The sequence below is a fragment of the Corallibacter vietnamensis genome (genome assembly GCF_039537875.1).
In the GTDB taxonomy this organism is placed as follows: Bacteria; Bacteroidota; Bacteroidia; order Flavobacteriales; family Flavobacteriaceae; genus Corallibacter; species Corallibacter vietnamensis.
Genome location: NZ_BAABBI010000003.1, coordinates 53,771 through 76,562 on the forward strand (window position 1 = coordinate 53,771; position 22,792 = coordinate 76,562).

General features: G+C 32.0%; 24 protein-coding genes. 20 read left to right on the plus strand and 4 right to left on the minus strand.

Translation table 11 applies throughout. The features are described 5' to 3' along the window. Positions 1-3 precede the first annotated feature (3 nt). The 3 genes from ABD690_RS10725 to porX all read right to left on the minus strand — a co-directional run bounded on the left by ABD690_RS10725 (position 4) and on the right by porX (position 2,868). Positions 4-549 carry a hypothetical protein gene (locus ABD690_RS10725; RefSeq protein ID WP_344730402.1) on the minus strand — a complete coding sequence of 182 codons (546 nt, stop codon included), beginning with the start codon at positions 547-549 and terminating at the stop codon, positions 4-6. Positions 550-814: 265 nt separating this feature from the next. After that, positions 815-1,222: a tRNA (adenosine(37)-N6)-threonylcarbamoyltransferase complex ATPase subunit type 1 TsaE gene (tsaE, locus tag ABD690_RS10730; RefSeq protein ID WP_344730404.1), complete on the minus strand. Its 408-nt coding sequence runs from the start codon at positions 1,220-1,222 to the stop codon at positions 815-817. A gap of 92 nt (positions 1,223-1,314) precedes the next feature. Then, positions 1,315-2,868 (minus strand): T9SS response regulator signal transducer PorX, encoded by a 1,554-nt coding sequence (gene porX, locus ABD690_RS10735; protein WP_344730406.1) that lies wholly within the window; start codon positions 2,866-2,868, stop codon positions 1,315-1,317. A gap of 36 nt (positions 2,869-2,904) precedes the next feature. Here porX and ABD690_RS10740 point away from each other — a divergent pair, with 36 nt between their 5' ends. The 19 genes from ABD690_RS10740 to hisIE all read left to right on the plus strand — a co-directional run bounded on the left by ABD690_RS10740 (position 2,905) and on the right by hisIE (position 21,391). Beyond that, entirely contained in the window at positions 2,905-4,134 is a 1,230-nt protein-coding gene (locus ABD690_RS10740; RefSeq protein ID WP_344730408.1) for an HD domain-containing protein, read from the plus strand. Between the two features lie 25 nt (positions 4,135-4,159). Continuing rightward, on the plus strand, positions 4,160-5,191 hold the full coding sequence (gene lpxD / locus ABD690_RS10745; protein ID WP_344730410.1) for a UDP-3-O-(3-hydroxymyristoyl)glucosamine N-acyltransferase: 1,032 nt from the start codon (positions 4,160-4,162) through the stop codon (positions 5,189-5,191). Further along, entirely contained in the window at positions 5,178-6,584 is a 1,407-nt protein-coding gene (locus ABD690_RS10750) for a bifunctional UDP-3-O-[3-hydroxymyristoyl] N-acetylglucosamine deacetylase/3-hydroxyacyl-ACP dehydratase (protein ID WP_344730413.1), read from the plus strand. The genes lpxD and ABD690_RS10750 overlap by 14 nt, the downstream gene beginning before the upstream one ends. Positions 6,585-6,684: 100 nt before the next feature. Then, positions 6,685-7,470 carry an acyl-ACP--UDP-N-acetylglucosamine O-acyltransferase gene (gene lpxA / locus ABD690_RS10755; protein ID WP_344730415.1) on the plus strand — a complete coding sequence of 262 codons (786 nt, stop codon included), beginning with the start codon at positions 6,685-6,687 and terminating at the stop codon, positions 7,468-7,470. A gap of 4 nt (positions 7,471-7,474) precedes the next feature. Beyond that, on the plus strand, positions 7,475-8,041 hold the full coding sequence (gene efp, locus ABD690_RS10760) for an elongation factor P (protein WP_344730417.1): 567 nt from the start codon (positions 7,475-7,477) through the stop codon (positions 8,039-8,041). A gap of 5 nt (positions 8,042-8,046) precedes the next feature. After that, positions 8,047-8,982 carry a UDP-3-O-(3-hydroxymyristoyl)glucosamine N-acyltransferase gene (locus ABD690_RS10765; protein ID WP_344730419.1) on the plus strand — a complete coding sequence of 312 codons (936 nt, stop codon included), beginning with the start codon at positions 8,047-8,049 and terminating at the stop codon, positions 8,980-8,982. A 3-nt stretch (positions 8,983-8,985) separates the two neighbouring features. Then, positions 8,986-9,393, plus strand: a complete 408-nt coding sequence (locus ABD690_RS10770) for a nuclear transport factor 2 family protein (protein WP_344730421.1) — start codon at positions 8,986-8,988, stop codon at positions 9,391-9,393. A gap of 74 nt (positions 9,394-9,467) precedes the next feature. Further along, positions 9,468-10,340 (plus strand): succinate--CoA ligase subunit alpha, encoded by an 873-nt coding sequence (gene sucD / locus ABD690_RS10775; RefSeq protein WP_344730423.1) that lies wholly within the window; start codon positions 9,468-9,470, stop codon positions 10,338-10,340. A gap of 159 nt (positions 10,341-10,499) precedes the next feature. Further along, on the plus strand, positions 10,500-11,246 hold the full coding sequence (gene fabG, locus ABD690_RS10780) for a 3-oxoacyl-[acyl-carrier-protein] reductase (RefSeq protein WP_344730425.1): 747 nt from the start codon (positions 10,500-10,502) through the stop codon (positions 11,244-11,246). A gap of 3 nt (positions 11,247-11,249) precedes the next feature. Beyond that, entirely contained in the window at positions 11,250-13,283 is a 2,034-nt protein-coding gene (locus ABD690_RS10785) for a vWA domain-containing protein (protein ID WP_344730427.1), read from the plus strand. 9 nt (positions 13,284-13,292) lie between these two features. Then, the gene (locus tag ABD690_RS10790; RefSeq protein ID WP_344730429.1) at positions 13,293-14,108 is read left to right on the plus strand and encodes a prohibitin family protein; all 816 of its coding nucleotides are present in this window, start codon (positions 13,293-13,295) and stop codon (positions 14,106-14,108) included. Between the two features lie 272 nt (positions 14,109-14,380). Continuing rightward, on the plus strand, positions 14,381-15,238 hold the full coding sequence (gene hisG, locus ABD690_RS10795; RefSeq protein ID WP_344730431.1) for an ATP phosphoribosyltransferase: 858 nt from the start codon (positions 14,381-14,383) through the stop codon (positions 15,236-15,238). Between the two features lies 1 nt (position 15,239). After that, on the plus strand, positions 15,240-16,523 hold the full coding sequence (gene hisD, locus ABD690_RS10800) for a histidinol dehydrogenase (RefSeq protein WP_344730433.1): 1,284 nt from the start codon (positions 15,240-15,242) through the stop codon (positions 16,521-16,523). A 1-nt stretch (position 16,524) separates the two neighbouring features. Beyond that, a complete protein-coding gene (gene hisC / locus ABD690_RS10805) occupies positions 16,525-17,577 on the plus strand; it encodes a histidinol-phosphate transaminase (protein ID WP_344730435.1) in 1,053 nt (350 codons plus the stop codon). Beyond that, complete coding sequence (gene hisB, locus ABD690_RS10810) at positions 17,574-18,710, plus strand: bifunctional histidinol-phosphatase/imidazoleglycerol-phosphate dehydratase HisB (RefSeq protein WP_344730437.1); 1,137 nt, start codon at positions 17,574-17,576, stop codon at positions 18,708-18,710. The genes hisC and hisB overlap by 4 nt, the downstream gene beginning before the upstream one ends. A gap of 11 nt (positions 18,711-18,721) precedes the next feature. Beyond that, complete coding sequence (gene hisH, locus ABD690_RS10815) at positions 18,722-19,303, plus strand: imidazole glycerol phosphate synthase subunit HisH (protein WP_344730439.1); 582 nt, start codon at positions 18,722-18,724, stop codon at positions 19,301-19,303. 2 nt (positions 19,304-19,305) lie between these two features. Continuing rightward, a complete protein-coding gene (gene hisA / locus ABD690_RS10820) occupies positions 19,306-20,037 on the plus strand; it encodes a 1-(5-phosphoribosyl)-5-[(5-phosphoribosylamino)methylideneamino]imidazole-4-carboxamide isomerase (protein WP_344730441.1) in 732 nt (243 codons plus the stop codon). A gap of 2 nt (positions 20,038-20,039) precedes the next feature. Further along, positions 20,040-20,795 (plus strand): imidazole glycerol phosphate synthase subunit HisF, encoded by a 756-nt coding sequence (hisF, locus tag ABD690_RS10825; protein WP_344730443.1) that lies wholly within the window; start codon positions 20,040-20,042, stop codon positions 20,793-20,795. Beyond that, on the plus strand, positions 20,795-21,391 hold the full coding sequence (gene hisIE / locus ABD690_RS10830) for a bifunctional phosphoribosyl-AMP cyclohydrolase/phosphoribosyl-ATP diphosphatase HisIE (RefSeq protein ID WP_344730445.1): 597 nt from the start codon (positions 20,795-20,797) through the stop codon (positions 21,389-21,391). Before hisF ends, hisIE begins: the two co-directional genes overlap by 1 nt. Before the next feature lie 35 nt (positions 21,392-21,426). Here the strand turns inward: hisIE and ABD690_RS10835 are convergent, their stop codons facing one another. After that, on the minus strand, positions 21,427-21,864 hold the full coding sequence (locus ABD690_RS10835) for a hypothetical protein (RefSeq protein ID WP_344730447.1): 438 nt from the start codon (positions 21,862-21,864) through the stop codon (positions 21,427-21,429). Between the two features lie 103 nt (positions 21,865-21,967). On the opposite strand from ABD690_RS10835, the gene ABD690_RS10840 reads away from it, so the two are divergent. Beyond that, the gene (locus ABD690_RS10840; protein WP_344730449.1) at positions 21,968-22,759 is read left to right on the plus strand and encodes a tRNA pseudouridine synthase A; all 792 of its coding nucleotides are present in this window, start codon (positions 21,968-21,970) and stop codon (positions 22,757-22,759) included. The last annotated feature ends 33 nt before the right edge of the window (positions 22,760-22,792 follow it).

A 22,792-nucleotide genomic window follows, 5' to 3' on the forward strand; every position in this document is an offset into this window, starting at 1 on the left:
TTTTTAAAAATACTGCTTGATTTTTCCCCATAATGACGTGGGTTTAATTTTGAACTCATCTTCAAGCTCTTCCATAGACTTATCAACTGTGTTTATTTTATTAAACATTTGTGCTCGTATTAGATAAATGGAAGGAATAACTATTGCCATTATAGGAAGTAGATATAACAGTTCGTTTTGATCTGCAAAAGACAAATCATCATTAAGAATAATGACTATTTGGTAAATAAACATAGCAATTGGAACCAGTAAAGAGTGGTACCACCAATGACGACAGGTAAAGAACCATATAATCATTAAAAATAATGGGATTGTCTTACTGGCAAGTGTCCAAGCTAAAACAAATACACTTTCGTAATATTCGCTAGTATATGTAAATAGAAAAGTGTTCCAGACTTTTGTGTCTGGAACACTTTCGTAAATGTTAAATAAAAAGGGAGTTGCAGATATTAATGTTGCTATTATACTCCCAAAGATTAAAGACTTAACCTCTGCCTTGTCCTGGAACTTTAATCCTTCTTTTTTCGATTTCTGTTGTTTGTTGTCCATCTAGGTCAATTAGGTTTGTTGCTTGAGCTGTGAACAACATTCCACCAAATATTGCTATTGCAATTACATACTTTTTAGTTTTCATAATTATAAGGGATTAATTAATTAATACCCCAAAAGTATATGAGAAGTATGTATGTTAAAAGACCGAAATGTTAAAAAAATGTTAAAACAGGATGTTTTCGGTTTTTTAGTTACGGTTTTTCCGTAATCAGGTGTTTTTTTTGTTCTTATTTTCTATAATTAGCTCTTAATTAATTGTTTATTAATGGTTCAATCTAATGTTTCTATAATTATTTTTAGAAGCTGATATACTTATTTTTTCAGAATCATCAGGAATTATACTTTCTATAATTTCAGGCCATTCTATAATAACCCAGCTTCCGGAATATAAATATTCTTCTATTCCAAAATTATATGCCTCTTCAAGACTTTCAATGCGATACAAATCAAAATGATAAATTTTATCATTCTTTAAAACATATTCATTTACAATAGAATAGGTTGGGCTTTGTACTTCATCTTCACAACCTAGTTGTTTTGCCAGCGATCTAATAAGCGTTGTTTTTCCAACACCCATTTCTCCATAAAGCAAAATAACCTTGCTTTTAAAATTAGCTAATAATGCTTGAGCTATAGCTTCTATATCTTGAAGGTTGTAATCTCTTTGCATCTTGTTCATTAATATCATGCAATTATAATGATTTATATTTAAAATTACTAACTAAAAATGTATTTCATCGGATTTATTTGCATTACATGGAATTATTTGGGACTCAATACTATAAAAGGAATAATCATCTCTTCTAGAGATACGCCTCCATGCTGATATGTGTTTCTGTAATAGCTAACATAGTGATTGTAGTTATTTGGGTAAGCAAAAAACAAATCGTTTTTAGCAAAAATGAATGAACTACTCATAGTTAATGCTGGTAAATGAATACTTTTTGGGTTTTTAGCAACTAAAACATCTTTGTTTTCATATGTTAAGCTTCTACCTGTTTTATAGCGCAGGTTTAGGCTTGTGTCTTTATCTCCTATAACTTTTGAAGGGTTCTTTACATTAATGGTTCCGTGATCTGTTGTAAGAATGAGTTTAAAGCCAAGTTGTTGTGCTTGCTGTATCATTTCTAAAAGTGGCGAGTTTTTAAACCAACTTAAAGTGAGAGATCGATAAGCTTTGTCGTTTGATGCTAACTCTTTTACAACATCCATTTCTGTTTTGGAGTGTGAGAGCATATCTACAAAGTTGTAAACAACTACGGTAAGATCGTTTTCTTTTAATCCTTTAAAATTATCTACGAGTTTTTTTCCGTTTTTTAAGTTTGTTACTTTGTAGTATTCATGCTTTAAATGTGATAAACCTAAACGTTTCATTTGCGCTTCAAGAAACTCTGCTTCATGCAAATTTTTACCACCTTCATCAGTGTCATTTTTCCACAAGTCTGGATGCATTTGCTCCATATCGCTTGGCATTAAACCAGAGAATATAGCGTTTCTAGCGTATTGAGTAGCAGTTGGTAAAATGCTAAAAAAAGGTTCTTCAAGGTCTTTTTTATAATAATTATTTACAATGGGTTCAAAAGCTTTCCATTGGTCATAACGTAAATTATCAATAACAACTAAAAGTGTTGGCTGCTCTTTGCTTAATTCAGGAACAATTTTATCCTTAAAAAGCGTATGTGACATTATTGGAGCTGTTGTGTGAGGCTCAAACCAAGTAGGGTAGTTTTTGTCTATAAATTTACCAAACTGGGTGTTTGCTTCGGTTTTTTGAGATTCTAAAATTTCAAACATTCCAGAGTCTTCTATGTCTTCTAATTGCATTTCCCAATAAATAAGTTTTTGGTATAATGATGCCCACTCTTCAAAAGAATTTACCATAGATAAATCCATAGCTATTTTTCTAAATTCTTGTTGATAATTTGAGGTTGTTTTCTCTGATACTAAACGTGAATTGTCTAAATTCTTTTTTAAACTTAAAAGAATTTGATTCGGATTTACAGGCTTTATAAGGTAATCGGCTATTTTATTACCGATAGCTTCCTCCATAATATATTCTTCTTCACTTTTGGTAATCATTACAACAGGAAGTGTGTCTCGCTTTGCTTTTATTTCATTAAGTGTTTCTAAACCTGTAAGTCCAGGCATGTTTTCATCAAGAAACACAATATCAAACGTTTTCTCATCAAGTGCTTCAATAGCTTCAGTACCGCTTTTGCAGGTTGTTACTTGGTAGTTTTTTTTCTCTAGAAAGAGTATATGGGGTTTTAATAAATCAATTTCATCGTCAACCCAAAGAATATTTATATTGTTCATGTATATTTGTTTATAATTAATGTAATATAATTAAGCTTGCAGACAAAAAACAAACTTAAAATATTTAACGACCCAATTTACGGATTTATTACCATTCCTAATTCGTTAATTTTTGATTTAATAGAGCACAAATACTTTCAGCGTTTAAGGCGAATTTCTCAAATGGGAATGTCTTATTTAGTTTATCCAGGAGCTCATCACACTAGATTTCATCATGCTATAGGTTGTATGCATCTTATGCAAAAGGCAGTTCAAGTACTTCGTTTTAAGGGTGTTGATGTGTCTTCTGAAGAAGAAAACGCTTTGTATGTTGCTATTCTTTTACATGATATAGGGCATGGACCTTTTTCTCATGCTATGGAACACAGTATTGTAAGTGGTGTTTCACATGAGGAAATTTCAATGCTTTTTATGGAGGCTTTAAATAAAGAATTTAACGGAAGTTTAACGCTTGCTATCAATATATTTAAAGGTGAATATCACAGACCTTTTTTATGTTCGTTGATTTCTAGCCAGTTTGACATGGATCGAGCAGATTATTTAAAACGCGATAGTTTTTATACAGGAGTAGCAGAAGGAAACATTAACAGTGAGCGTTTAATAACTATGCTAAATGTGGTAAATGATGAGCTGGTTGTTGAAGAAAAAGGTATTTATAGTGTAGAAAAGTTTTTGCTTGCTAGGCGCTTAATGTACTGGCAAGTATACTTGCATAAAACAAGTTTGGTTGCAGAACAGTTACTTACAAGAGTCCTGCAAAGAGCTAAAGAATTAACCAGTCAAGGATATACATTAGAAGCTAGTAAACCGCTTCAGTTCTTTTTAGAAAACGATATTTCTATTTCAAATTTTGATGAGTCTGTTTTAAAAACATTTTCTATGCTTGATGATTATGATATTGTATCAGCAATGAAATCTTGGCAAACTCATGAAGATTTTGTGCTTCGCAATTTATGTGATATGATAATTAATAGGCAGCTTTTAAAAATTAAAATCAAAAACAAACCTATTAAAGAAAAGCTGAAGGAGAAACATCTAGAAAAGTTAATAAACACCTATGGTATAACCAGTGGAGAAGCTGAATATTTTGTTTTTACAGGTTCTATATTTAACCAAGCTTATCAGTTAGAATCAACGCAAATAAATATGTTGCACAAATCTGGAAAAATAGAAAATATAGTTAAGGCTTCAGATCAGCTAAATTTAAAAGCGCTATCAAAACCTGTGCTTAAATATTTTATATGTTATCCAAAAGTTAAAATGTGATACATTTTTTCTATTTTTGCCATTAATGAATTTTACAGCAAAACAAATAGCAGGAATTTTAGAAGGCGACATTGTTGGTGATCCAGATGTTGAAGTTTCTAAACTATCTAAAATAGAGGAAGGTACAAAAGGATCTTTAACCTTTTTAGCCAATCCAAAATATACATCTTACATTTATACAACTGAAGCTTCTATTACAATCGTTAATAAGAGTTTTATACCAGACAATACTTTAAATAATACAACATTGATTAAAGTAGAAGATGCCTATAAATCTTTTTCAAAACTGTTAGAGTATTACAATCAAGTAAAGCTTAACAAAGTTGGTATAGATAACGTAACTTCCATATCAGATTCAGCAACATTAGGAGAAAATATTTATGTAGGAGCTTTCACTTACATAGGAGACAATGTTGTTATAGGAAATAATGTTAAAATATTTCCAAACACCTATATAGGTGATAATGTAGTAATAGGAGATAATACCATTGTTTTTTCTGGAGCAAAAATTTATTCAGAATGTACTATTGGTAATTATTGTGTTATTAATTCAGGTGCTATTATTGGGGCTGACGGTTTTGGTTTTGCACCTAATGAGAGTGGAGAATATAGTAAAGTACCTCAAATAGGTAATGTTATTATTGAAGACTATGTTGATATTGGTGCAGCCACAACAATAGACCGAGCTACATTGGGCTCAACTATTATAAGAAAAGGTGTTAAACTTGACAACCAAATACAAATTGCTCACAATGTTGAGATAGGTAAAAACACCGTTATTGCTGCTCAAACAGGAATTGCAGGATCTACCAAAATAGGTGAAAATTGCCAAATTGGAGGTCAAGTAGGTATTGTAGGGCACTTAACCATAGGTAATAATGTAAAAATACAAGCACAATCAGGAATAGGTAGAAATATAAAAGATAATGAAGTGCTTCAAGGTTCACCAGCATTAAGTTATGGTGATTACAACAAATCTTATGTGTATTTCAAAAACCTGCCTAAAATTGTAAAAAATTTAAATGATTTAGAAAAAAAAGTAAATGGGAATAATTAGAACGGATACAAAACAAAAAACCATAAAAAGCGAAATATCGCTAAATGGTGTTGGTTTACACACAGGTAACGAAGTAACACTTACGTTCAAGCCTGCTCCTGAAAACTTTGGTTTTGCTTTTAGACGTGTAGACCTAGAAGGTAATCCAGTAATAGAAGCAGACGCTACTTATGTTACTAATACACAAAGAGGTACTTGTTTAGAAAAAAATGGGGTAACCATTCAAACATGCGAGCATGTTTTAGCAGCATTAGTAGGTTTAGATATAGATAATGCCATATTAGAACTAGACGCTTCAGAGCCTCCAATTATGGATGGCTCATCTAAATTTTTTGTTGAAGCTCTTGAAAAAGCAGGTATCTTAGAGCAAGATGCTTTTAGGGAAGTTTATGAAGTTACTGATGTTATCTCATATACAGATGAAGAAACAGGTAGCGAAATTTTAGTAATGCCTTCAAAAGAGTACCAAATCACTACTATGGTAGATTTTGGTACAAAAGTATTAGGAACTCAAAATGCAACGCTTAATCATATTCTTGATTTTAAATCAGAAATATCTGATTCTAGAACATTTAGTTTTTTACATGAAATAGAAACTTTACTAGAGCACGGACTAATAAAAGGAGGAGATTTAAATAATGCCATTGTATACGTAGACAAAGAACTGTCTCAAGAAACAATGGAAAAACTTAAAGTCGCTTTTAATAAAGATGAAATTACTGTTAAGCCTAATGGAATTTTAGATAACTTAACACTGCATTACCCAAACGAAGCAGCAAGACACAAGCTTCTAGATGTTATAGGAGATTTAGCTTTAATTAGAACACCTTTAAAAGGAAAAATTATAGCTAATAAACCAGGACATTTTGTAAATACACAATTTGCAAAAAAGATGTCTAAATTAATTAAGAACGAACGCCGAAATAATGTGCCTATCGTAGATTTGAATAAAGAGCCTTTAATGGATGTAAATCAAATCATGAACATGTTACCACACAGACAGCCTTTTTTATTAATTGATAAAATTTTTGAGCTTACAGATACAGGTGTAATAGGTATGAAAAACGTCACTATGAATGAGCCGTTTTTTGCAGGTCACTTCCCAGGGGCTCCTGTAATGCCTGGTGTTTTAATTGTTGAAGCTATGGCTCAAACAGGTGGAATACTTGTGTTAAGTACAGTTCCTGATCCTGAAAATTATCTAACATTTTTCATGAAGATAGACAATGTCAAGTTCAAACAAAAAGTAGTTCCAGGTGACACTTTAATTTTTAAGTGTGATTTAATAACACCAATACGTCGTGGTATATGCCACATGCAAGGATACGCCTATGCAAATGGTAAACTTTGTGCAGAAGCAGAGCTTATGGCTCAAATTTCAAAAGTAAAATAATAATAATAAAATGAGTTAAGCTATTGTTTTACTTGAATTACACATCAAAAAAACATTTAGCCCGTGCATTTTTACCGATATATTAAAATAAAAAAACAAAATGAATCAACCATTAGCATACGTTCACCCAGGAGCAAAAATTGCAAAAAATGTAGTTATTGATCCTTTTACAACAATACACAACAATGTGGTTATAGGAGAAGGAACTTGGATAGGGAGTAACGTAACCATTATGGAAGGTGCTAGAATAGGCAAAAACTGTAATATATTTCCAGGCGCTGTTATTTCTGCAGTACCTCAAGATTTAAAATATAATGACGAAGACACACTTACTATTATAGGTGACAATGTTACTATAAGAGAATGTGTTACAATAAACAGAGGAACTACAGACAAAATGAAAACCGTTATTGGAAATAACTGTTTAATTATGGCATATTGCCATATTGCTCATGATTGTATTGTAGGTAATAATTGTATTTTTTCAAACAATAGTACATTAGCAGGTCATATTACAGTAGGAGATTACGTTGTTTTAGCAGGTATGACAGCTGTTCATCAATTTTGCTCAATAGGAAACCATGCGTTTGTAACAGGTGGATCATTAGTAAGAAAAGACGTTCCTCCATTTGTAAAAGCAGCTAGAGAGCCGCTTTCTTATGTAGGTATAAATTCTGTAGGTTTAAGACGTAGAGGGTTTTCAACAGAAAAAATAAGAGAAATACAAGATATTTTCAGAATATTATATCAAAAGAATTATAATAATACTCAAGCTGCTGAAATTATAGAAGCAGAAATGGAAGCAACTCCTGAAAGAGACGAGATTCTACAATTTATCAAAGATTCTCAAAGAGGTATTATGAAAGGATATTTTAAATCAAACTAACATTATGGCAAATACATCAGATATTAGAAACGGATTGTGTATAAGATTCAATCACGACATTTATAAAATTATAGAGTTTTTACACGTAAAACCAGGAAAAGGTCCTGCCTTTGTAAGAACAAAATTAAAGAGTGTTACTACCGGAAAAGTTGTAGATAACACATTCTCTGCAGGGCATAAAATAGAAGACGTTCGTGTTGAAACTCATAAATTTCAATACTTATACAATGATGGAGAGTTTTATCATTTTATGAACGAAGCAGATTACACACAAATACGTTTATCAGAAGCAGCATTAGACCGTCCTGATTTAATGAAAGAAGGAGAAGTTGTAACAATTCTTATTAATACAGAAGATAATATGCCGCTTTCAGTTGAAATGCCTGCAAGTGTAATACTTGAAGTAACACATACTGAACCAGGAGTAAAAGGAAATACAGCTACTAATGCAACAAAACCAGCCACTGTAGAAACTGGAGCAGAGGTAAATGTCCCTCTTTTTATTAATGAAGGTGATAAAATAAAAATAGAAACCGAAAAAGGAACTTACAAAGAGCGTATTAAAGAATAATTCTAGTGAAGTTTCCAAAACCACATACATTATCTCAAATAGCAAATTTAATACAATGTAAATTTGTTGGAGATTCTAATTTTCAGGTTTTAGGCATGAATGAAATTCATGTTGTTGAACCAGGTGATATTGTTTTTGTTGACCACCCTAAATATTATGACAAAGCTTTAGAATCAGCTGCTACAATAATATTAATTAACAAAGAAGTTTCTTGTCCTGAAGGTAAAGCATTATTAATAAGTGATGATCCTTTTAGAGATTTTAATAAACTTACGCAGTATTTTAAGCCTTTCAAGTCTTCATCAGTTACAATTTCTGAAACAGCTTCAATAGGAAAAAACACCATAATACAACCTAATACTTTTATTGGTAATAATGTTATTATAGGGGATAACTGTGTTATCCATTCAAATGTAAGTATATATGATGACACGGTTATAGGTGATAATGTGACTATACATGCAGGTACAGTAATAGGAGCTAATGCTTTTTATTATAAAAACAGACCAAGCGGATATGATCAATTACTTTCTGGAGGAAGAGTTGTTGTAAAAGATAATGTAGATATAGGAGCTTTGTGTTCAATTGATAAAGGAGTAACAGGAGATACTATAATAGGTCATGGTTCAAAGTTAGATAATCATATTCAAGTTGGTCATGATACAGTTATAGGTGAAAAATGCTTAATTGCATCTCACGTTGGTATTGCTGGTTGTTGTGTTATTGAAGATGAAGTAACCATTTGGGGGCAAGTAGGTACAACTAGTGGAATACGCATAGGTAAAAAGGCCATTGTTTTAGGGCAAACCGGTGTAACCAAATCTATAAAAGGTAATGCTACATATTTTGGTACACCTGTAGAAGAAGCTAGAGTAAAACTAAAAGAACTAGCTTCAATAAAGCGAATACCTGAAATTATCAAAAAACTGAAAAACATATAAAAAATGGATTCTAAAGGCGTTGTTCAAAACTATTATAATTCTAATATAGAAGAAATTACAGGTGATTTGAACACGTTTTTTCATGAAGATTGTTGCTTACACTGGAATAGTAGTAAAGGTTTTTTAGTGTTAGGATTTAAAGAGCTAGAAACGTTTTTTAATGATTTATCAAGTTCCTATAAGCAGATAAGAACAGAAATAAGTCACTTACTTCAAGAAGGTAATCTTGTAACAACACGTTACACAACCTATGGCAACACTATAGAGAACGAAGATGAAGAAATTGCCCTAGCTCATTACATGAGTATATGGGAAGTAAAAGAAGGAAAACTTTATAAAGGATACGAGATAAGTCAACTTGCAGATGACTATGCCTTAAAAATAAACTCTTTTGCAGAAATAAAAATCTAAAAACACTTTATAAATAGCTGTCAAAAATGTACTTTTGACATGTTTAATAAAACAATAAAAATTAATAACAAAAAATGAGCGTTTTAGTTAATAAAGATTCAAAAATAATTGTTCAAGGATTTACAGGAAGTGAAGGTACATTTCACGCAAGTCAAATGATTGAATACGGAACCAACGTTGTTGGTGGTGTTACTCCAGGAAAAGGAGGACAAACACATTTAGACAAACCAGTTTTTAATACAGTACAAGATGCTGTTGATCAAGTTGGAGCTGATACAACTATTATTTTTGTACCACCAGCATTTGCTGCTGATGCCATTATGGAAGCTGCTAATGCAGGAATTAAAGTAATTATTACAATTACAGAAGGTATTCCTGTTGCTGATATGATTAAAGCTGCTGATTACATTAAAGATAAAGATTGTCGTTTAATTGGGCCAAACTGTCCAGGAGTTATAACGCCAGGTGAAGCTAAAGTTGGTATTATGCCAGGTTTTGTATTCAAGCAAGGTAAAGTAGGTATCGTTTCAAAATCAGGTACTTTAACTTACGAAGCTGCTGACCAAGTAGTAAAACAAGGTCTTGGAATTACAACTGCTATTGGTATTGGTGGAGATCCTATCATAGGAACAACAACTAAAGAAGCTGTTGAATTACTAATTAACGATCCAGAAACTGAAGCTGTTGTTATGATAGGTGAAATAGGAGGTCAGTTAGAAGCTGATGCTGCTAAATGGTACAAAGAAAGCGGAAGTAAAAAACCAGTTGTAGGATTTATTGCTGGTGAAACAGCACCTGCTGGACGTACAATGGGACATGCTGGGGCTATAGTAGGTGGTAGTGATGATACAGCTCAAGCCAAAAAAGCTATCATGAGAGATTGCGGAATTCACGTTGTAGATTCTCCTGCTGAAATTGGTAAGAAAGTAGCTGAAGTTATTGGTTAATAATCTTAAAATATAGACTGAAACAAATTCAGTATAACTGTTAAAAACCTTACAAAATCTTGTAAGGTTTTTTTATTTGATGCAACTTGTATTTATTATCTTTGATTTATCATATCAATAGATATAAAAAACATTAGAACTAATCGTATTTTTTATAAAATGAAATTATTACAAGGAAAAACCGCTATAATAACAGGAGCAAGTCGTGGTATAGGGAAAGGTATTGCAGAAGTTTTTGCGCAACAAGGTGCAAACATTGCTTTTACTTATAGCTCTTCAGTTGAAGCAGCTAATGCATTAGAAAAAGAATTAAATGATTTAGGTGTAAAAGCTAAAGGGTACCAGAGCAATGCCGCTGATTTTGCTCAAGCTCAAGAATTAGCTGATGCCGTAGTACAAGAGTTTGGTAGTATAGATGTTTTAATAAACAATGCAGGAATTACTAAAGACAACCTTTTAATGCGTATTAGTGAAGAGGATTTTGATAAAGTTATAGAAGTAAACTTAAAATCTGTTTTTAATATGACCAAAGCTGTTCAACGTACTATGCTTAAACAGCGTCAAGGCTCAATCATTAACATGAGTTCTGTTGTAGGTGTCAAAGGAAATGCTGGACAGACTAATTATGCAGCTTCAAAAGCAGGTATTATAGGTTTTTCTAAATCAGTGGCATTAGAATTAGGCTCAAGAAATATAAGAAGCAACGTGATTGCACCTGGTTTTATTGAAACCGAAATGACAGCAAAGCTAGATGAAAATACTGTAAAAGGTTGGAGAGATGCTATTCCTTTAAAGCGTGGCGGTACTCCTGAAGATATCGCAAATGTATGCGTGTTTTTAGCAAGTGATATGAGTGCTTACGTTACAGGACAAACTATTAATGTTGACGGAGGAATGCTAACGTAATTTATGGCAACAACCGTTTTATTATATATCATATTATCTGGAATCATAGCGCTGTCATTAGCGCTATTTCAGTATTATAAAAAACGGAAATCAAAGCCTTATCCTGTTTTAATCTTATTAAGGTTTATTACTTTTTTTTCAATTCTACTATTAATTATTAATCCTAAAATTGAAAAAACTAATATATTTAATCAAAAACCTAATTTGGTTTTAGTAGTTGATAATTCTTCTTCAATGCACTATTTAAATCAAAGTGAAAAATTATCGCAGCTTGTAAGTGAATTAAAAGTAAATAAGGAGCTTACTGATAAGTTTGAAGTAGATGTTTTTTCATTTGGAAAAGAACTAAATGCTAATGCTATAGATTCTTTTAGTTTTAATGAAAAACAAACCAATATAGATAAGGTTTTTACAGGTTTATCTCAAGTATATAAACATACTGTAGCGCCAGTTGTATTACTAACAGATGGCAACCAAACCTATGGTGCTGATTATACGTTTTCAGCAAATAAATTAAAACAACCAATTTATCCTGTAATTTTAGGAGACACCACAAAGTATGCTGATCTAAAAATTCAGCAGCTTAATGTGAATAAATACGCCTATTTAAAAAATAAGTTTCCAGTTGAGACTATTTTGGTGTACAATGGAGAAAAGGCAATCACAGCAGAGTTTAAAATAACTAGCGGAACAGCAACAATCGTAAAAGAGACTATTCATTTATCAAAAGATAACAACTCTAAAGTTGAAGCGCATAATTTACCAGCAAATCAAGTAGGCGTATTTTCTTACCAAGCCTCTATCTCGGTATTAGAAAATGAAAAAAATACCACTAACAATGTCAAAAATTTTGCAATAGAAGTTATAGATGAAAAAACAAAAGTAGCTTTAATTAGTGATTTTTCTCATCCAGACATTGGTGTTTTAAAACGAAGCATAGAACGTAACGAGCAACGTGAAGTTGTAATTTTAAACCCTAATAATTTTGAAAATCAAGCAAATGATTTTCAACTATTTATATTGTATCAGCCCAACAATAAGTTTAAGTCTATTTTTGAGTTAATTAATAGTGAAAATTTAAGCTCATTTATAATTACTGGACCAAAAACTGATTGGAATTTTTTAAATAGTGTCAGCAATAACTATAAGCATGATATTACTACGCAAACTGAAAACTATCAAGGTGTATCTAATGTAAATTATAGTGCGTTTGTTTTACCAGATTTAGATTTTGAGTCGTTTCCGCAGTTACTTTCTACTTTTGGTGACGTAACATTCTCAACGCCTTATCAAACAATATTGTATAAAAAATTAGGAAACATCACCACAGAGAAGCCTTTGATGGTTACTTTAGACGTTAACAATAGGCGAGAAGCAGTACTTTTTGGAGAAAATATTTGGAAATGGCGCTCTCAAAGTTACTTGAATACAAAATCATTTCAAGAGTTTGATAATTTAATAGGAAAACTAGTACTTTATTTAGCGTCAAAAAAACGTAGAGATAGATTGAATCTTGATTATGAGTCATTTTACGAAGGTAGTAACCAGGTTATCATTAAAGCACAGTATTTCAATAAAAATTACGAATTTGATACCAGAGAAACATTAAATATTTCTGTAAAAAACAAACTTACAGAAGCAGTTACAACATTTCCGCTTATCTTAAAAAATAATAATTATCAAGCAGATTTAAGCAATTTACCATCTGGAGACTATGACTTTACGGTAAAAGCTACAAACGATAATATATCAAAATCAGGGAGTTTTAAGATTATAAACTATGATATAGAAAAGCAATTTGCAAACGCAAATGTAACAAACCTACAAGCTTTAGCTACTAATAGTCAAGGAAAAGCTTTTTTTATAGATAATACAGATGCTTTAATAACAGATTTATTATCAGACTCAAGATATACAACCATTCAAAAGAGTAATAAAAGTACAGTGCCACTGATAGATTGGATTTATTTGTTAGGCTTAATATTATTAAGCTTAACTCTAGAATGGTTCATAAGAAAATATAACGGATTAACTTAAATAAAAACTATGGAAAGATTACCAAAAATAGGATTGCCTATAATTATAGGTTTAGTTATACTAGTAATAGCAATTTCAAAATCAGCAGTAACCATTGGTTCTGGTGAAGCAGGTGTGCTTTATAAAACATTTGGAGGTGGTGTTGTTACTGATGAACCACCATTAGGGGAAGGTTTTCATATTGTTGCTCCTTGGAATAAGGTGCATGTATATGAAGTAAGACGTCAAGAGATTTTTGAAAAAATGAAGGTTTTATCTTCAAACGGATTAGATATTCAATTAGATGCTTCAGCTTGGTATAAACCAGATGTAAAGGATTTAGGTAAATTACACCAAGAAATTGGTGATGATTATTTACAACGTATTATTTTACCAACTATTCGTTCTGCAGCAAGAAGTGTTGTAGGACGTTATACACCAGAGCAATTATATTCTTCTAAAAGAGATGCGATACAGAAAGAAATTTTTGAAGAAACTAAAAAAATCGTTGATGATCAATATATTGTTTTAGATGAAATTTTAGTGCGTGATGTAACATTGCCTCCAACTATTAAGCAAGCTATTGAGCGTAAATTAAAACAAGAACAAGAGTCTTTAGAATATGAGTTTAGATTAGTAACAGCTCAAAAAGAAGCTGAACGCCAACGAATAGAAGCTCAAGGTAAAGCTGATGCAAACAAGATTTTAAGTGCATCACTTACTGATAAAATACTTCAAGACAAAGGAATTGAAGCTACTGTAAAGCTTTCAGAATCAAGTAATAGCAAGGTAATTGTAATTGGTTCTGGAGACAGCGGAATGCCAATTATTTTGGGCAATCAATAATGATTAAATAAAAATTAACAAAGCAATATTTGGATTTTAAAAAATAATTTTAAAATCTTTGTACTCACAAAACAAAGACATGACTTTTATTCAATTACATCATCATCATTTTCATACTTGCACTCAAGCGAGCTGAAAATGTATTGAATAAATCTAAATATATTTTAAACCCGTTTGAGTAAATCAAGCGGGTTTCTTTTTTTTTTAAATAAAAACACTCCAAAGGTTTACTCAAGCACAAACAAAAGCTTCCCGCTTTCTCGGGATACAGTATGAGTAAATTAAAAATAGCGGTTCAAAAATCAGGGAGACTTCACGAGGATTCAATGAAAATCCTAAAAGATGTAGGTATTTCAATAGATAATGGTAAAGATCAACTAAAAGCTTCAGCTAGGAATTTTCCTTTAGAAGTTTTTTATTTACGTAATGGCGATATTCCGCAATACTTGCGTGATGGTGTTGTAGATGCAGCAATAATTGGTGAAAATGTGCTTATTGAAAAAGGACAAGATATAGCTATTATTGAAAAGCTAGGTTTCTCAACTTGTAAAGTATCAGTTGCTGTTCCTAAATCTTTTAAATACAAATGCATTAGCGACTTACAAGGAAAACGCATTGCTACATCTTATCCTAATACAGTTAATCAATTTTTAAAGTCAAATGAGGTAGAAGCCAATCTTCATATCATAAACGGCTCTGTTGAAATTGCTCCTAATATCGGACTTGCCGATGCTATTGTAGATATTGTTTCTAGTGGTAGTACGCTTTTTAAGAATAACTTAAAAGAAGTTGAAGTCATTTTAAAATCTGAAGCCGTTTTAGCTGCTTCACCATTAATTTCTGAAGAAAATCAAGCTATTCTAGATAGATTACAATTTCGATTTCAATCGGTTTTAAAAGGGAGACAATCAAAGTATGTGTTACTAAATGCTCCTGATGAAAAACTTAATGATATAATAAAAATATTACCAGGTATGAAAAGCCCAACGGTTTTACCTTTAGCAGAAAAGGGTTGGAGCTCGATACACTCGGTAATTAATAAAAATGAATTTTGGGAAATTATAGATGAGCTTAAAGCCAATGGTGCCCAAGGAATTCTTGTTTGTCCAATTGATAATATGGTAATCTAATATGAAAACACTTATAAACCCTAAAAGAGAAAATTGGCCAGCCATTTTACAAAGGCCAACTCAAACAGTTGAAAACATTGAAGATACTGTAAACCAAATTTTTATTGATGTTAAGCGAAATGGTGACAAAGCTATATCAAAATACACCGCACTATTTGATGGTGTTAAACTAACTAATAGTGTGGTTACTACCGAGGAAATTAATGCAGCTGGTAGCCAAATTTCAAACGAACTAAAGTTAGCCATTTCAATAGCAAAACAGAATATTGAAAGCTTTCACGTGGCTCAAAAAACAAGAAAAATTCAAATAGAAACAACACCAGGTGTAAATTGTTGGCAAGAAAAACGCCCCATTCAAAAAGTTGGTTTGTACATTCCAGGTGGAACAGCACCTTTGTTTTCAACCGTGTTAATGCTTGCTATTCCTGCTCAAATTGCAGGTTGTAAAGACATTGTTTTATGTTCGCCTCCAAATAAAGAAGGTCAGATTGCTAACGAAATATTATATGCAGCACAACTTTGTGGCGTCACAAAAATTATAAAGGTTGGTGGTATTCAAGCCATAGCAGGTTTAACCTTTGGAACAGAAACCATTCCTAAAGTATATAAAATTTTCGGTCCTGGAAATCAGTTTGTAACCGTTGCAAAACAGCTTGCGACCAAATTTAATGTCGCTATTGACATGCCTGCTGGACCAAGTGAACTTTTAGTTTTTGCAGATGATTCTGCTAAAGCAAGTTATGTAGCTTCTGATTTATTAAGCCAGGCAGAGCATGGTACAGATAGCCAAGTTGTTTTAGTTTCTACGTCAAAAACGCTTATTACAAACGTTGAAACCGAAATAGAAAAGCAAATATGTGAATTACAAAGACTAGACATAGCCAAGCAAGCCATTGCTAACTCTAAATTAATTTACGTTGAATCAAATGCTGTTGCGCTTGATTTAATTAATGATTATGCGCCTGAACACTTTATAATTTGTTCTGAAAACGAAACATATTTTATTGATGGAATTCAAAATGCAGGCTCTGTTTTTATTGGGAATTACACACCAGAAAGCGCGGGCGATTATGCTTCAGGAACCAATCATACATTGCCTACAAACGGCTTTAGTAAGGTTTATTCAGGTGTCAATTTGGATAGTTTTACAAAGAGTATAACTTTTCAAAAAATAACCTCTGAAGGCTTAAAAAACATAGGAAATACTATTGAACTTATGGCTGAAGCCGAAGGACTTCAAGCGCACAAAAACGCCGTATCAATTAGATTAAAAGACTTGAAATAATATGAATGCACTTTTTGATATAGACACGCTGGTAAGATCTAATATTAAAACCATTAAGCCATATGCTTCAGCTAGAGATGAATACAAAGATTTACGTTCTGATATGATGTTTCTAGATGCCAATGAAAACCCATTTGAAAATGGTGTAAATAGATACCCAGATCCGCAACAAACGGCTTTAAAACAGCGTTTGGCAGACATAAAGAAAATACCACAGTCGCAAATTCTGTTAGGAAATGGAAGCGATGAAGTATTAGATCTAATTTTTAGAGCATTTTGTGAACCCAATTGTGATAACATTATCACATTGCCACCAACGTACGGAATGTATAGTGTTTTAGCAGATATTAATGCTGTTGAAAATATAGAAGTGCCGCTAAACTCACTTGATTTTCAACCAAAAGTTGATGACGTTTTACGAGCGTCAAATGAGCAAACCAAACTATTGTTTTTATGTTCTCCTAACAATCCGACTGCTAATAGTTTTGACGCTTCTAAAATTGAAAAACTAATAAGTAATTTCAAAGGTATTGTTGTGATTGATGAAGCGTATATTGATTTTTCTAAAAATGAAAGTTGGTTGAATAGAATAAATGAATTTCCAAATTTAATAGTAACACAAACACTATCAAAAGCTTACGGTTTAGCTGGAATTAGACTTGGTGTTTGCTATGCTTCAGTAGAGATTATTTCAGTTTTAAATAAAATTAAGCCACCATATAACGTTAATGAACTAACACAAGAGCGTGCTTTAAAACAACTCAATAATTTAAACGAAGTTAAAGAACAAATTCAGTCGTTATTAGAATCAAGAAAACGTATAATAGAAGCATTAAAACCGATTAGTTTTATTGATAAAATCTATCCATCTGATGCTAATTTCATCTTAATCAAGGTAGATAATGCAACAGAACGTTATAATCAGTTAATTAAAAAGGGAATTGTTGTTCGTAACAGAACGAATCAGTTAGGATGTGAAAACTGCTTACGAATTACAGTCGGCACAAAAGAAGAAAACAATAAACTTATACAAGCACTAAAATCCATAGCATGAGCAAAAAAGTATTATTTATAGATCGCGATGGCACACTTATAAAAGAACCTGCTGATGAGCAAATAGATGCATTTAGCAAACTTATTTTTTACCCTAAAGTGTTTCAGTTTTTAAGCAAAATCGCCAAAGAATTAGATTATGAAATCGTCATGATTACAAACCAAGATGGTTTAGGAACTGCTGCTTTTCCTGAAGAAACTTTTTGGCCTGTTCATAATTTTATCATTGAAACATTTAAAAGCGAAGGCATAACGTTTGATGAGCAGTTTATTGACAAAACGTTTGCTAAAGACAATGCACCAACAAGAAAGCCAAATACAGGTTTGCTGACCAAATATTTCTCTAAAGATTACGATTTAGAAAACTCTTTTGTTATAGGCGATCGCTTAACTGATGTAGAATTAGCGAAAAATTTAGGAGCAAAAGGTATTTACATAAATGACAATACGTTTTTAGGAACGGATGAAGTTACTGTAAATCAAAACGATTTAAATAGTTTCATTGCGTTAGAAACTAACGATTGGGAAAAAATATACACATTCTTAAAAGCCGAAGATAGAACCGCGAGCATAGAAAGAAACACTAATGAAACTCAAATAAAAATTGCTCTTAATCTAGATGGTACTGGGAAAAGCAAAATAAAGACAGGTATCGCGTTTTTTGACCATATGCTAGACCAAATTGCGCGTCATGGTCAACTTGATTTAGATATTCATGTAAAAGGCGATTTAGAAGTTGATGAACACCACACCATAGAAGATACAGCCATAGCTTTAGGCGAGGTTTTTAATAAGGCATTAGCAAATAAATTAGGTATAGAACGCTACGGGTTTTGCTTACCTATGGACGATTGTTATGCTCAAGCAGCTATTGATTTTGGGGGAAGAAACTGGCTTGTTTGGGAAGCTGATTTTAAGCGTGAAATGATAGGGAAGATGCCTACAGAAATGTTCTATCACTTTTTTAAATCATTTACTGATGGCGCCAAATGTAATTTAAACATAAAAGCAGAAGGAACCAACGAGCACCACAAAATTGAAGCGATATTCAAGGCTTTTGCAAAAGCAATTAAAATGGCTATAAAACGCGATGTTGAGAAAATGGTTTTACCATCAACAAAAGGAATACTTTAAAAACAATTTTTATGAAAGTAGTAATAATAGATTATGGCGCAGGAAACATAAAGAGTGTTCAGTTTGCTTTCAAGCGTATTGGTGTAGATGCTGTGTTATCAAAAGATTCTGAAACTATACAGCAAGCAGATAAGGTTGTTTTTCCAGGCGTTGGAGAAGCTAGCAGTGCTATGAAAAAATTAAAAGAAGCTCAACTTGATTTAATTATTCCCAAATTAAAACAACCTGTATTAGGTATTTGTTTAGGGATGCAACTTATGTGCAACGAAACAGAAGAAGGCAACACTAAAGGTTTAGAGATTTTTGATGTTTCTGTAAAAAAGTTTTCAAATCAACTTAAAGTTCCTCAAATGGGTTGGAATACCGTGTTTGATTTAAAATCAAAATTGTTCTCAAACTTAAAAAAACAAGAATATATGTATTTAGTGCACAGTTACTATGTGGAGCAATGTAAATATGAAATTGCAAGTACCAATTATGGTCTGAACTATGCCTCTGCATTACAAAAAGATAATTTTTATGGAGTACAATTTCATCCAGAGAAGAGTAGTGTGGCAGGAGAAAAAATATTAAAAAACTTTTTAGACTTGTAATTATGAGAATTATACCCGCAATAGATATTATAGATGGAAAATGTGTGCGCTTAACAAAAGGTGATTACAACACAAAAAAAATATATAATGAAAACCCTGTAGAAGTTGCCAAACAGTTTGAAGGCGCTGGCATTGAATATTTGCATTTGGTAGATTTAGACGGAGCAAAAGCAAAGCATATAGTAAATTATAGAGTGTTAGAGCAAATAGCGTCTAAAACTAGTTTAAAAATTGATTTTGGAGGAGGCTTAAAGTCTAATGAAGATTTACATATAGCTTTTAACTCTGGTGCAAGACAAATTACAGGAGGAAGCATTGCTGTAAATGATGTTGAAACTTTTCAAGGTTGGCTAGATAAATACGGTGGCTCTAAAATTATTTTAGGAGCTGACTGTAAAGACAAAAAAATAGTTATTAGTGGCTGGTTAGAAAGTAGCCAATTGGAAATTTTACCATTTGTAAAGAATTATCAAAAAAAAGGTATACGCTACGTGATTTGTACTGATATAGCTAAAGACGGTATGCTTGAAGGACCATCATTTGAACTGTATAAGGAGATTATTAAAAATTGTTCTAATAGTGATGGACAGTCTATAAAGCTAATCGCCTCTGGAGGTGTTACTTCAATTGACGATATTAACAAGCTAGAGGATTTAGGTTGTGAAGCTGTTATTATAGGTAAAGCGCTTTACGAGGGAAATATAAAATTAAAAGATTTAGAAAAACAACTATAGTCATGCTTACCAAACGAATTATTCCATGTTTAGATATAAAAAACGGACGTACAGTAAAAGGTGTAAATTTTGTTAATTTACGCGATGCTGGAGATCCAGTTGCTCTTGCAAAACAATATGCTATCAGTGGAGCAGATGAATTGGTGTTTTTGGATATATCTGCTACACAAGAAGCTAGAAAAACTACAAGAGATATGGTTTTAAAAATAGCAGAACAAGTCAATATTCCATTTACAGTTGGTGGTGGTATTTCTTCAGTAGAAGATGTTGATATATTGCTTAAAAATGGTGCAGATAAAATATCAGTAAATTCTTCAGCAATAAAACGTCCAGAGTTAATAAACGAATTGGCAAATAAATTCGGTAGCCAATGTGTGGTTGTTGCTATTGATGCAAAGCAAATTGATGGTAAATGGAAAGTGCATTTAGCAGGAGGAACCATTCCTACAAATCTCGATTTATTTGTTTGGGCAAAAGAAGTAGAACAACGAGGCGCAGGAGAGATTTTATTTACCTCAATGGATCATGATGGTACAAAAAACGGATTTGCCAATGAAGCGCTTTCAGCGTTGTCACAAGAATTATGCATTCCTATTATTGCTTCAGGTGGTGCAGGCTCTAAACAGCACTTTGTAGATGCGTTTAAAAAAGGTAAGGCAGACGCTGCTTTAGCCGCTAGTGTATTTCATTTTGGAGATATTCCAATTATAGAATTAAAACAAGAATTAAAAAACAATAATATAGAAGTTAGATTGTAATGACTATTAATTTTGATAAAAATAAAGACGGACTTGTTCCTGCCATTATACAAGATGTTGAAACAAAAACAGTATTAATGTTAGGCTACATGAATGATGAAGCCTATAAAAAAACACTAAAAACTGGATTGGTAACATTTTATAGCAGAACAAAACAACGATTATGGACAAAAGGAGAAGAAAGTGGTAATGTGTTACAATTAGAAAACATTAAAATAGATTGTGACAATGATACCTTATTGGTTCAAGTAAAACCATCTGGACCAACATGTCATACAGGAAGTGATACCTGTTGGAATGAAGAAAACACATCATCATTTGGTTTTATTTCAAAGTTAGAAGCAACTATAACAGACCGAAAGGAAAATTTTAAATCTAATGAGTCTTATGTAGCTTCATTATTTGAAAAAGGTATTAATAAAATTGCTCAAAAAGTAGGAGAGGAAGCCGTAGAAGTTGTTATTGAAGCAAAAGATAATAATGATGCATTGTTTTTAAGCGAAAGCGCAGACTTGCTATTTCACTATTTGATTTTGCTACAAGCAAAAGGTTTTTCTTTGTCAGATGTGGTAAAAGAGTTAAAAAAAAGGCATTAGAAATCTAATGCCTTTTTATTTTTTAATAACACTACTTAAGAAATCCAATTTTTATAAATAGACTTATTTGTATACCAAATTAAAAACACAGCTATAATCAATATCATAATAGGCATAATAGCGCCACCAGGACCATAAACCTCCATAGCTTTGCTAATAAAAAGATTGTAAACCATTTGAACAATAACACCTACAAAAGATAGAAAAAAAAGATTTTTAGCCCATTTTTTTCTTAAAATTAAAAATAAGCAACCTAGAGTTCCTGCAAAGACCGCAATAGCGAATGCTGCTGTAGCCCAAGCAGGAACATTAGTGTATAAAGCTTGTTCTGCTTCAGGCAAAACAGCTAAATCCGCTTCAGTCATATAAGCTTGTCCTATGTAAGCTAATACACCCATAATATTCCAAATAAAGGCTAGAATACTTATAATCCAAAAAGACATTGGGGGCTTGTTTGTTGAGATTTCTTTCATAATAATTAAAATGTTTGTTAGTTAACTACATACAATTTATGAAAAATTTGCCACATCTATTATTTTAAATTAATTTTCAACTCTTAAAAAAACACCCCTTTTTTTGAATACTAAAAAATACTTTTACGTTATAACCATACAATATTTAGGCTATCGTTTTCATGGTTGGCAAAAACAACCAAATTTAAAAACGGTTCATTTAATGCTTGATAAAACTCTAAATTACATTCTTGAAGGCAGGCGCTTTAAAACATTAGGCTCTGGTAGGACAGATGCTATGGTTTCTGCTCAAGAAGCAGCTTTTGAACTATTTTTATTTGATGAACCTATTGATGATTTCACAGCATTTTTAGAATTATTTAATTACAATTTACCTCAAGATATTCGCGCGTTATCAATTAGAGAAGTTGATAGCTCTTTTAATATTATTCAACATTCTAAAGTAAAAGAATACTTGTATTTGTTTACCCATGCGCAAAAGCAGCATCCATTTTGTGCACCAATTATGACAACCATACTAGATGAGTTAAATATAGATTTAATGGCGCAAGGCGCTAAACTATTTGAAGGCACACATAACTTCAAGCCATACTGCTTTAGAGCTACTGATAACGGTATTTATACAAGAGAAGTACTTACTTGTGAAATTGTAGAAAACACGCTATTTAAGGCAAATTTTTTTCCTGAAAAGTCTTATATACTACGTGTTAAAGGTCAAGGATTTATGAGAAACCAAATACGCTTAATGATGGGAGTATTAATAAAACTTGGCAGAGGAGAAGTCACATTAAGCTATATTGAAAATAGCCTTAAAACAGACAGTCAAGAAGTTATGGATTATATAGCACCCGCATCAGGATTGATGCTAAATAGTATTACTTTTAAACAACCTTAATTGTTAAATGCCTTAACAATCAGCCTGTTCACT

Excerpts from the sequence above, each read along its gene's own strand:
- hisD (WP_344730433.1), top strand. The coding sequence starts at position 15,240 with ATGAAAACACTTATAAACCCTAAAAGAGAAAATTGGCCAGCCATTTTA.
- hisIE (WP_344730445.1), top strand. The coding sequence starts at position 20,795 with ATGACTATTAATTTTGATAAAAATAAAGACGGACTTGTTCCTGCCATT.
- ABD690_RS10790 (WP_344730429.1), top strand. The coding sequence starts at position 13,293 with ATGGAAAGATTACCAAAAATAGGATTGCCTATAATTATAGGTTTAGTT.
- ABD690_RS10835 (WP_344730447.1), bottom strand. The coding sequence starts at position 21,864 with ATGAAAGAAATCTCAACAAACAAGCCCCCAATGTCTTTTTGGATTATA.
- hisF (WP_344730443.1), top strand. The coding sequence starts at position 20,040 with ATGCTTACCAAACGAATTATTCCATGTTTAGATATAAAAAACGGACGT.
- fabG (WP_344730425.1), top strand. The coding sequence starts at position 10,500 with ATGAAATTATTACAAGGAAAAACCGCTATAATAACAGGAGCAAGTCGT.
- hisB (WP_344730437.1), top strand. The coding sequence starts at position 17,574 with ATGAGCAAAAAAGTATTATTTATAGATCGCGATGGCACACTTATAAAA.
- porX (WP_344730406.1), bottom strand. The coding sequence starts at position 2,868 with ATGAACAATATAAATATTCTTTGGGTTGACGATGAAATTGATTTATTA.
- ABD690_RS10770 (WP_344730421.1), top strand. The coding sequence starts at position 8,986 with ATGGATTCTAAAGGCGTTGTTCAAAACTATTATAATTCTAATATAGAA.
- ABD690_RS10785 (WP_344730427.1), top strand. The coding sequence starts at position 11,250 with ATGGCAACAACCGTTTTATTATATATCATATTATCTGGAATCATAGCG.
- lpxA (WP_344730415.1), top strand. The coding sequence starts at position 6,685 with ATGAATCAACCATTAGCATACGTTCACCCAGGAGCAAAAATTGCAAAA.
- sucD (WP_344730423.1), top strand. The coding sequence starts at position 9,468 with ATGAGCGTTTTAGTTAATAAAGATTCAAAAATAATTGTTCAAGGATTT.
- ABD690_RS10725 (WP_344730402.1), bottom strand. The coding sequence starts at position 549 with ATGGACAACAAACAACAGAAATCGAAAAAAGAAGGATTAAAGTTCCAG.
- hisG (WP_344730431.1), top strand. The coding sequence starts at position 14,381 with ATGAGTAAATTAAAAATAGCGGTTCAAAAATCAGGGAGACTTCACGAG.
- hisC (WP_344730435.1), top strand. The coding sequence starts at position 16,525 with ATGAATGCACTTTTTGATATAGACACGCTGGTAAGATCTAATATTAAA.
- hisA (WP_344730441.1), top strand. The coding sequence starts at position 19,306 with ATGAGAATTATACCCGCAATAGATATTATAGATGGAAAATGTGTGCGC.
- ABD690_RS10750 (WP_344730413.1), top strand. The coding sequence starts at position 5,178 with ATGGGAATAATTAGAACGGATACAAAACAAAAAACCATAAAAAGCGAA.
- tsaE (WP_344730404.1), bottom strand. The coding sequence starts at position 1,222 with ATGCAAAGAGATTACAACCTTCAAGATATAGAAGCTATAGCTCAAGCA.
- lpxD (WP_344730410.1), top strand. The coding sequence starts at position 4,160 with ATGAATTTTACAGCAAAACAAATAGCAGGAATTTTAGAAGGCGACATT.
- efp (WP_344730417.1), top strand. The coding sequence starts at position 7,475 with ATGGCAAATACATCAGATATTAGAAACGGATTGTGTATAAGATTCAAT.
- hisH (WP_344730439.1), top strand. The coding sequence starts at position 18,722 with ATGAAAGTAGTAATAATAGATTATGGCGCAGGAAACATAAAGAGTGTT.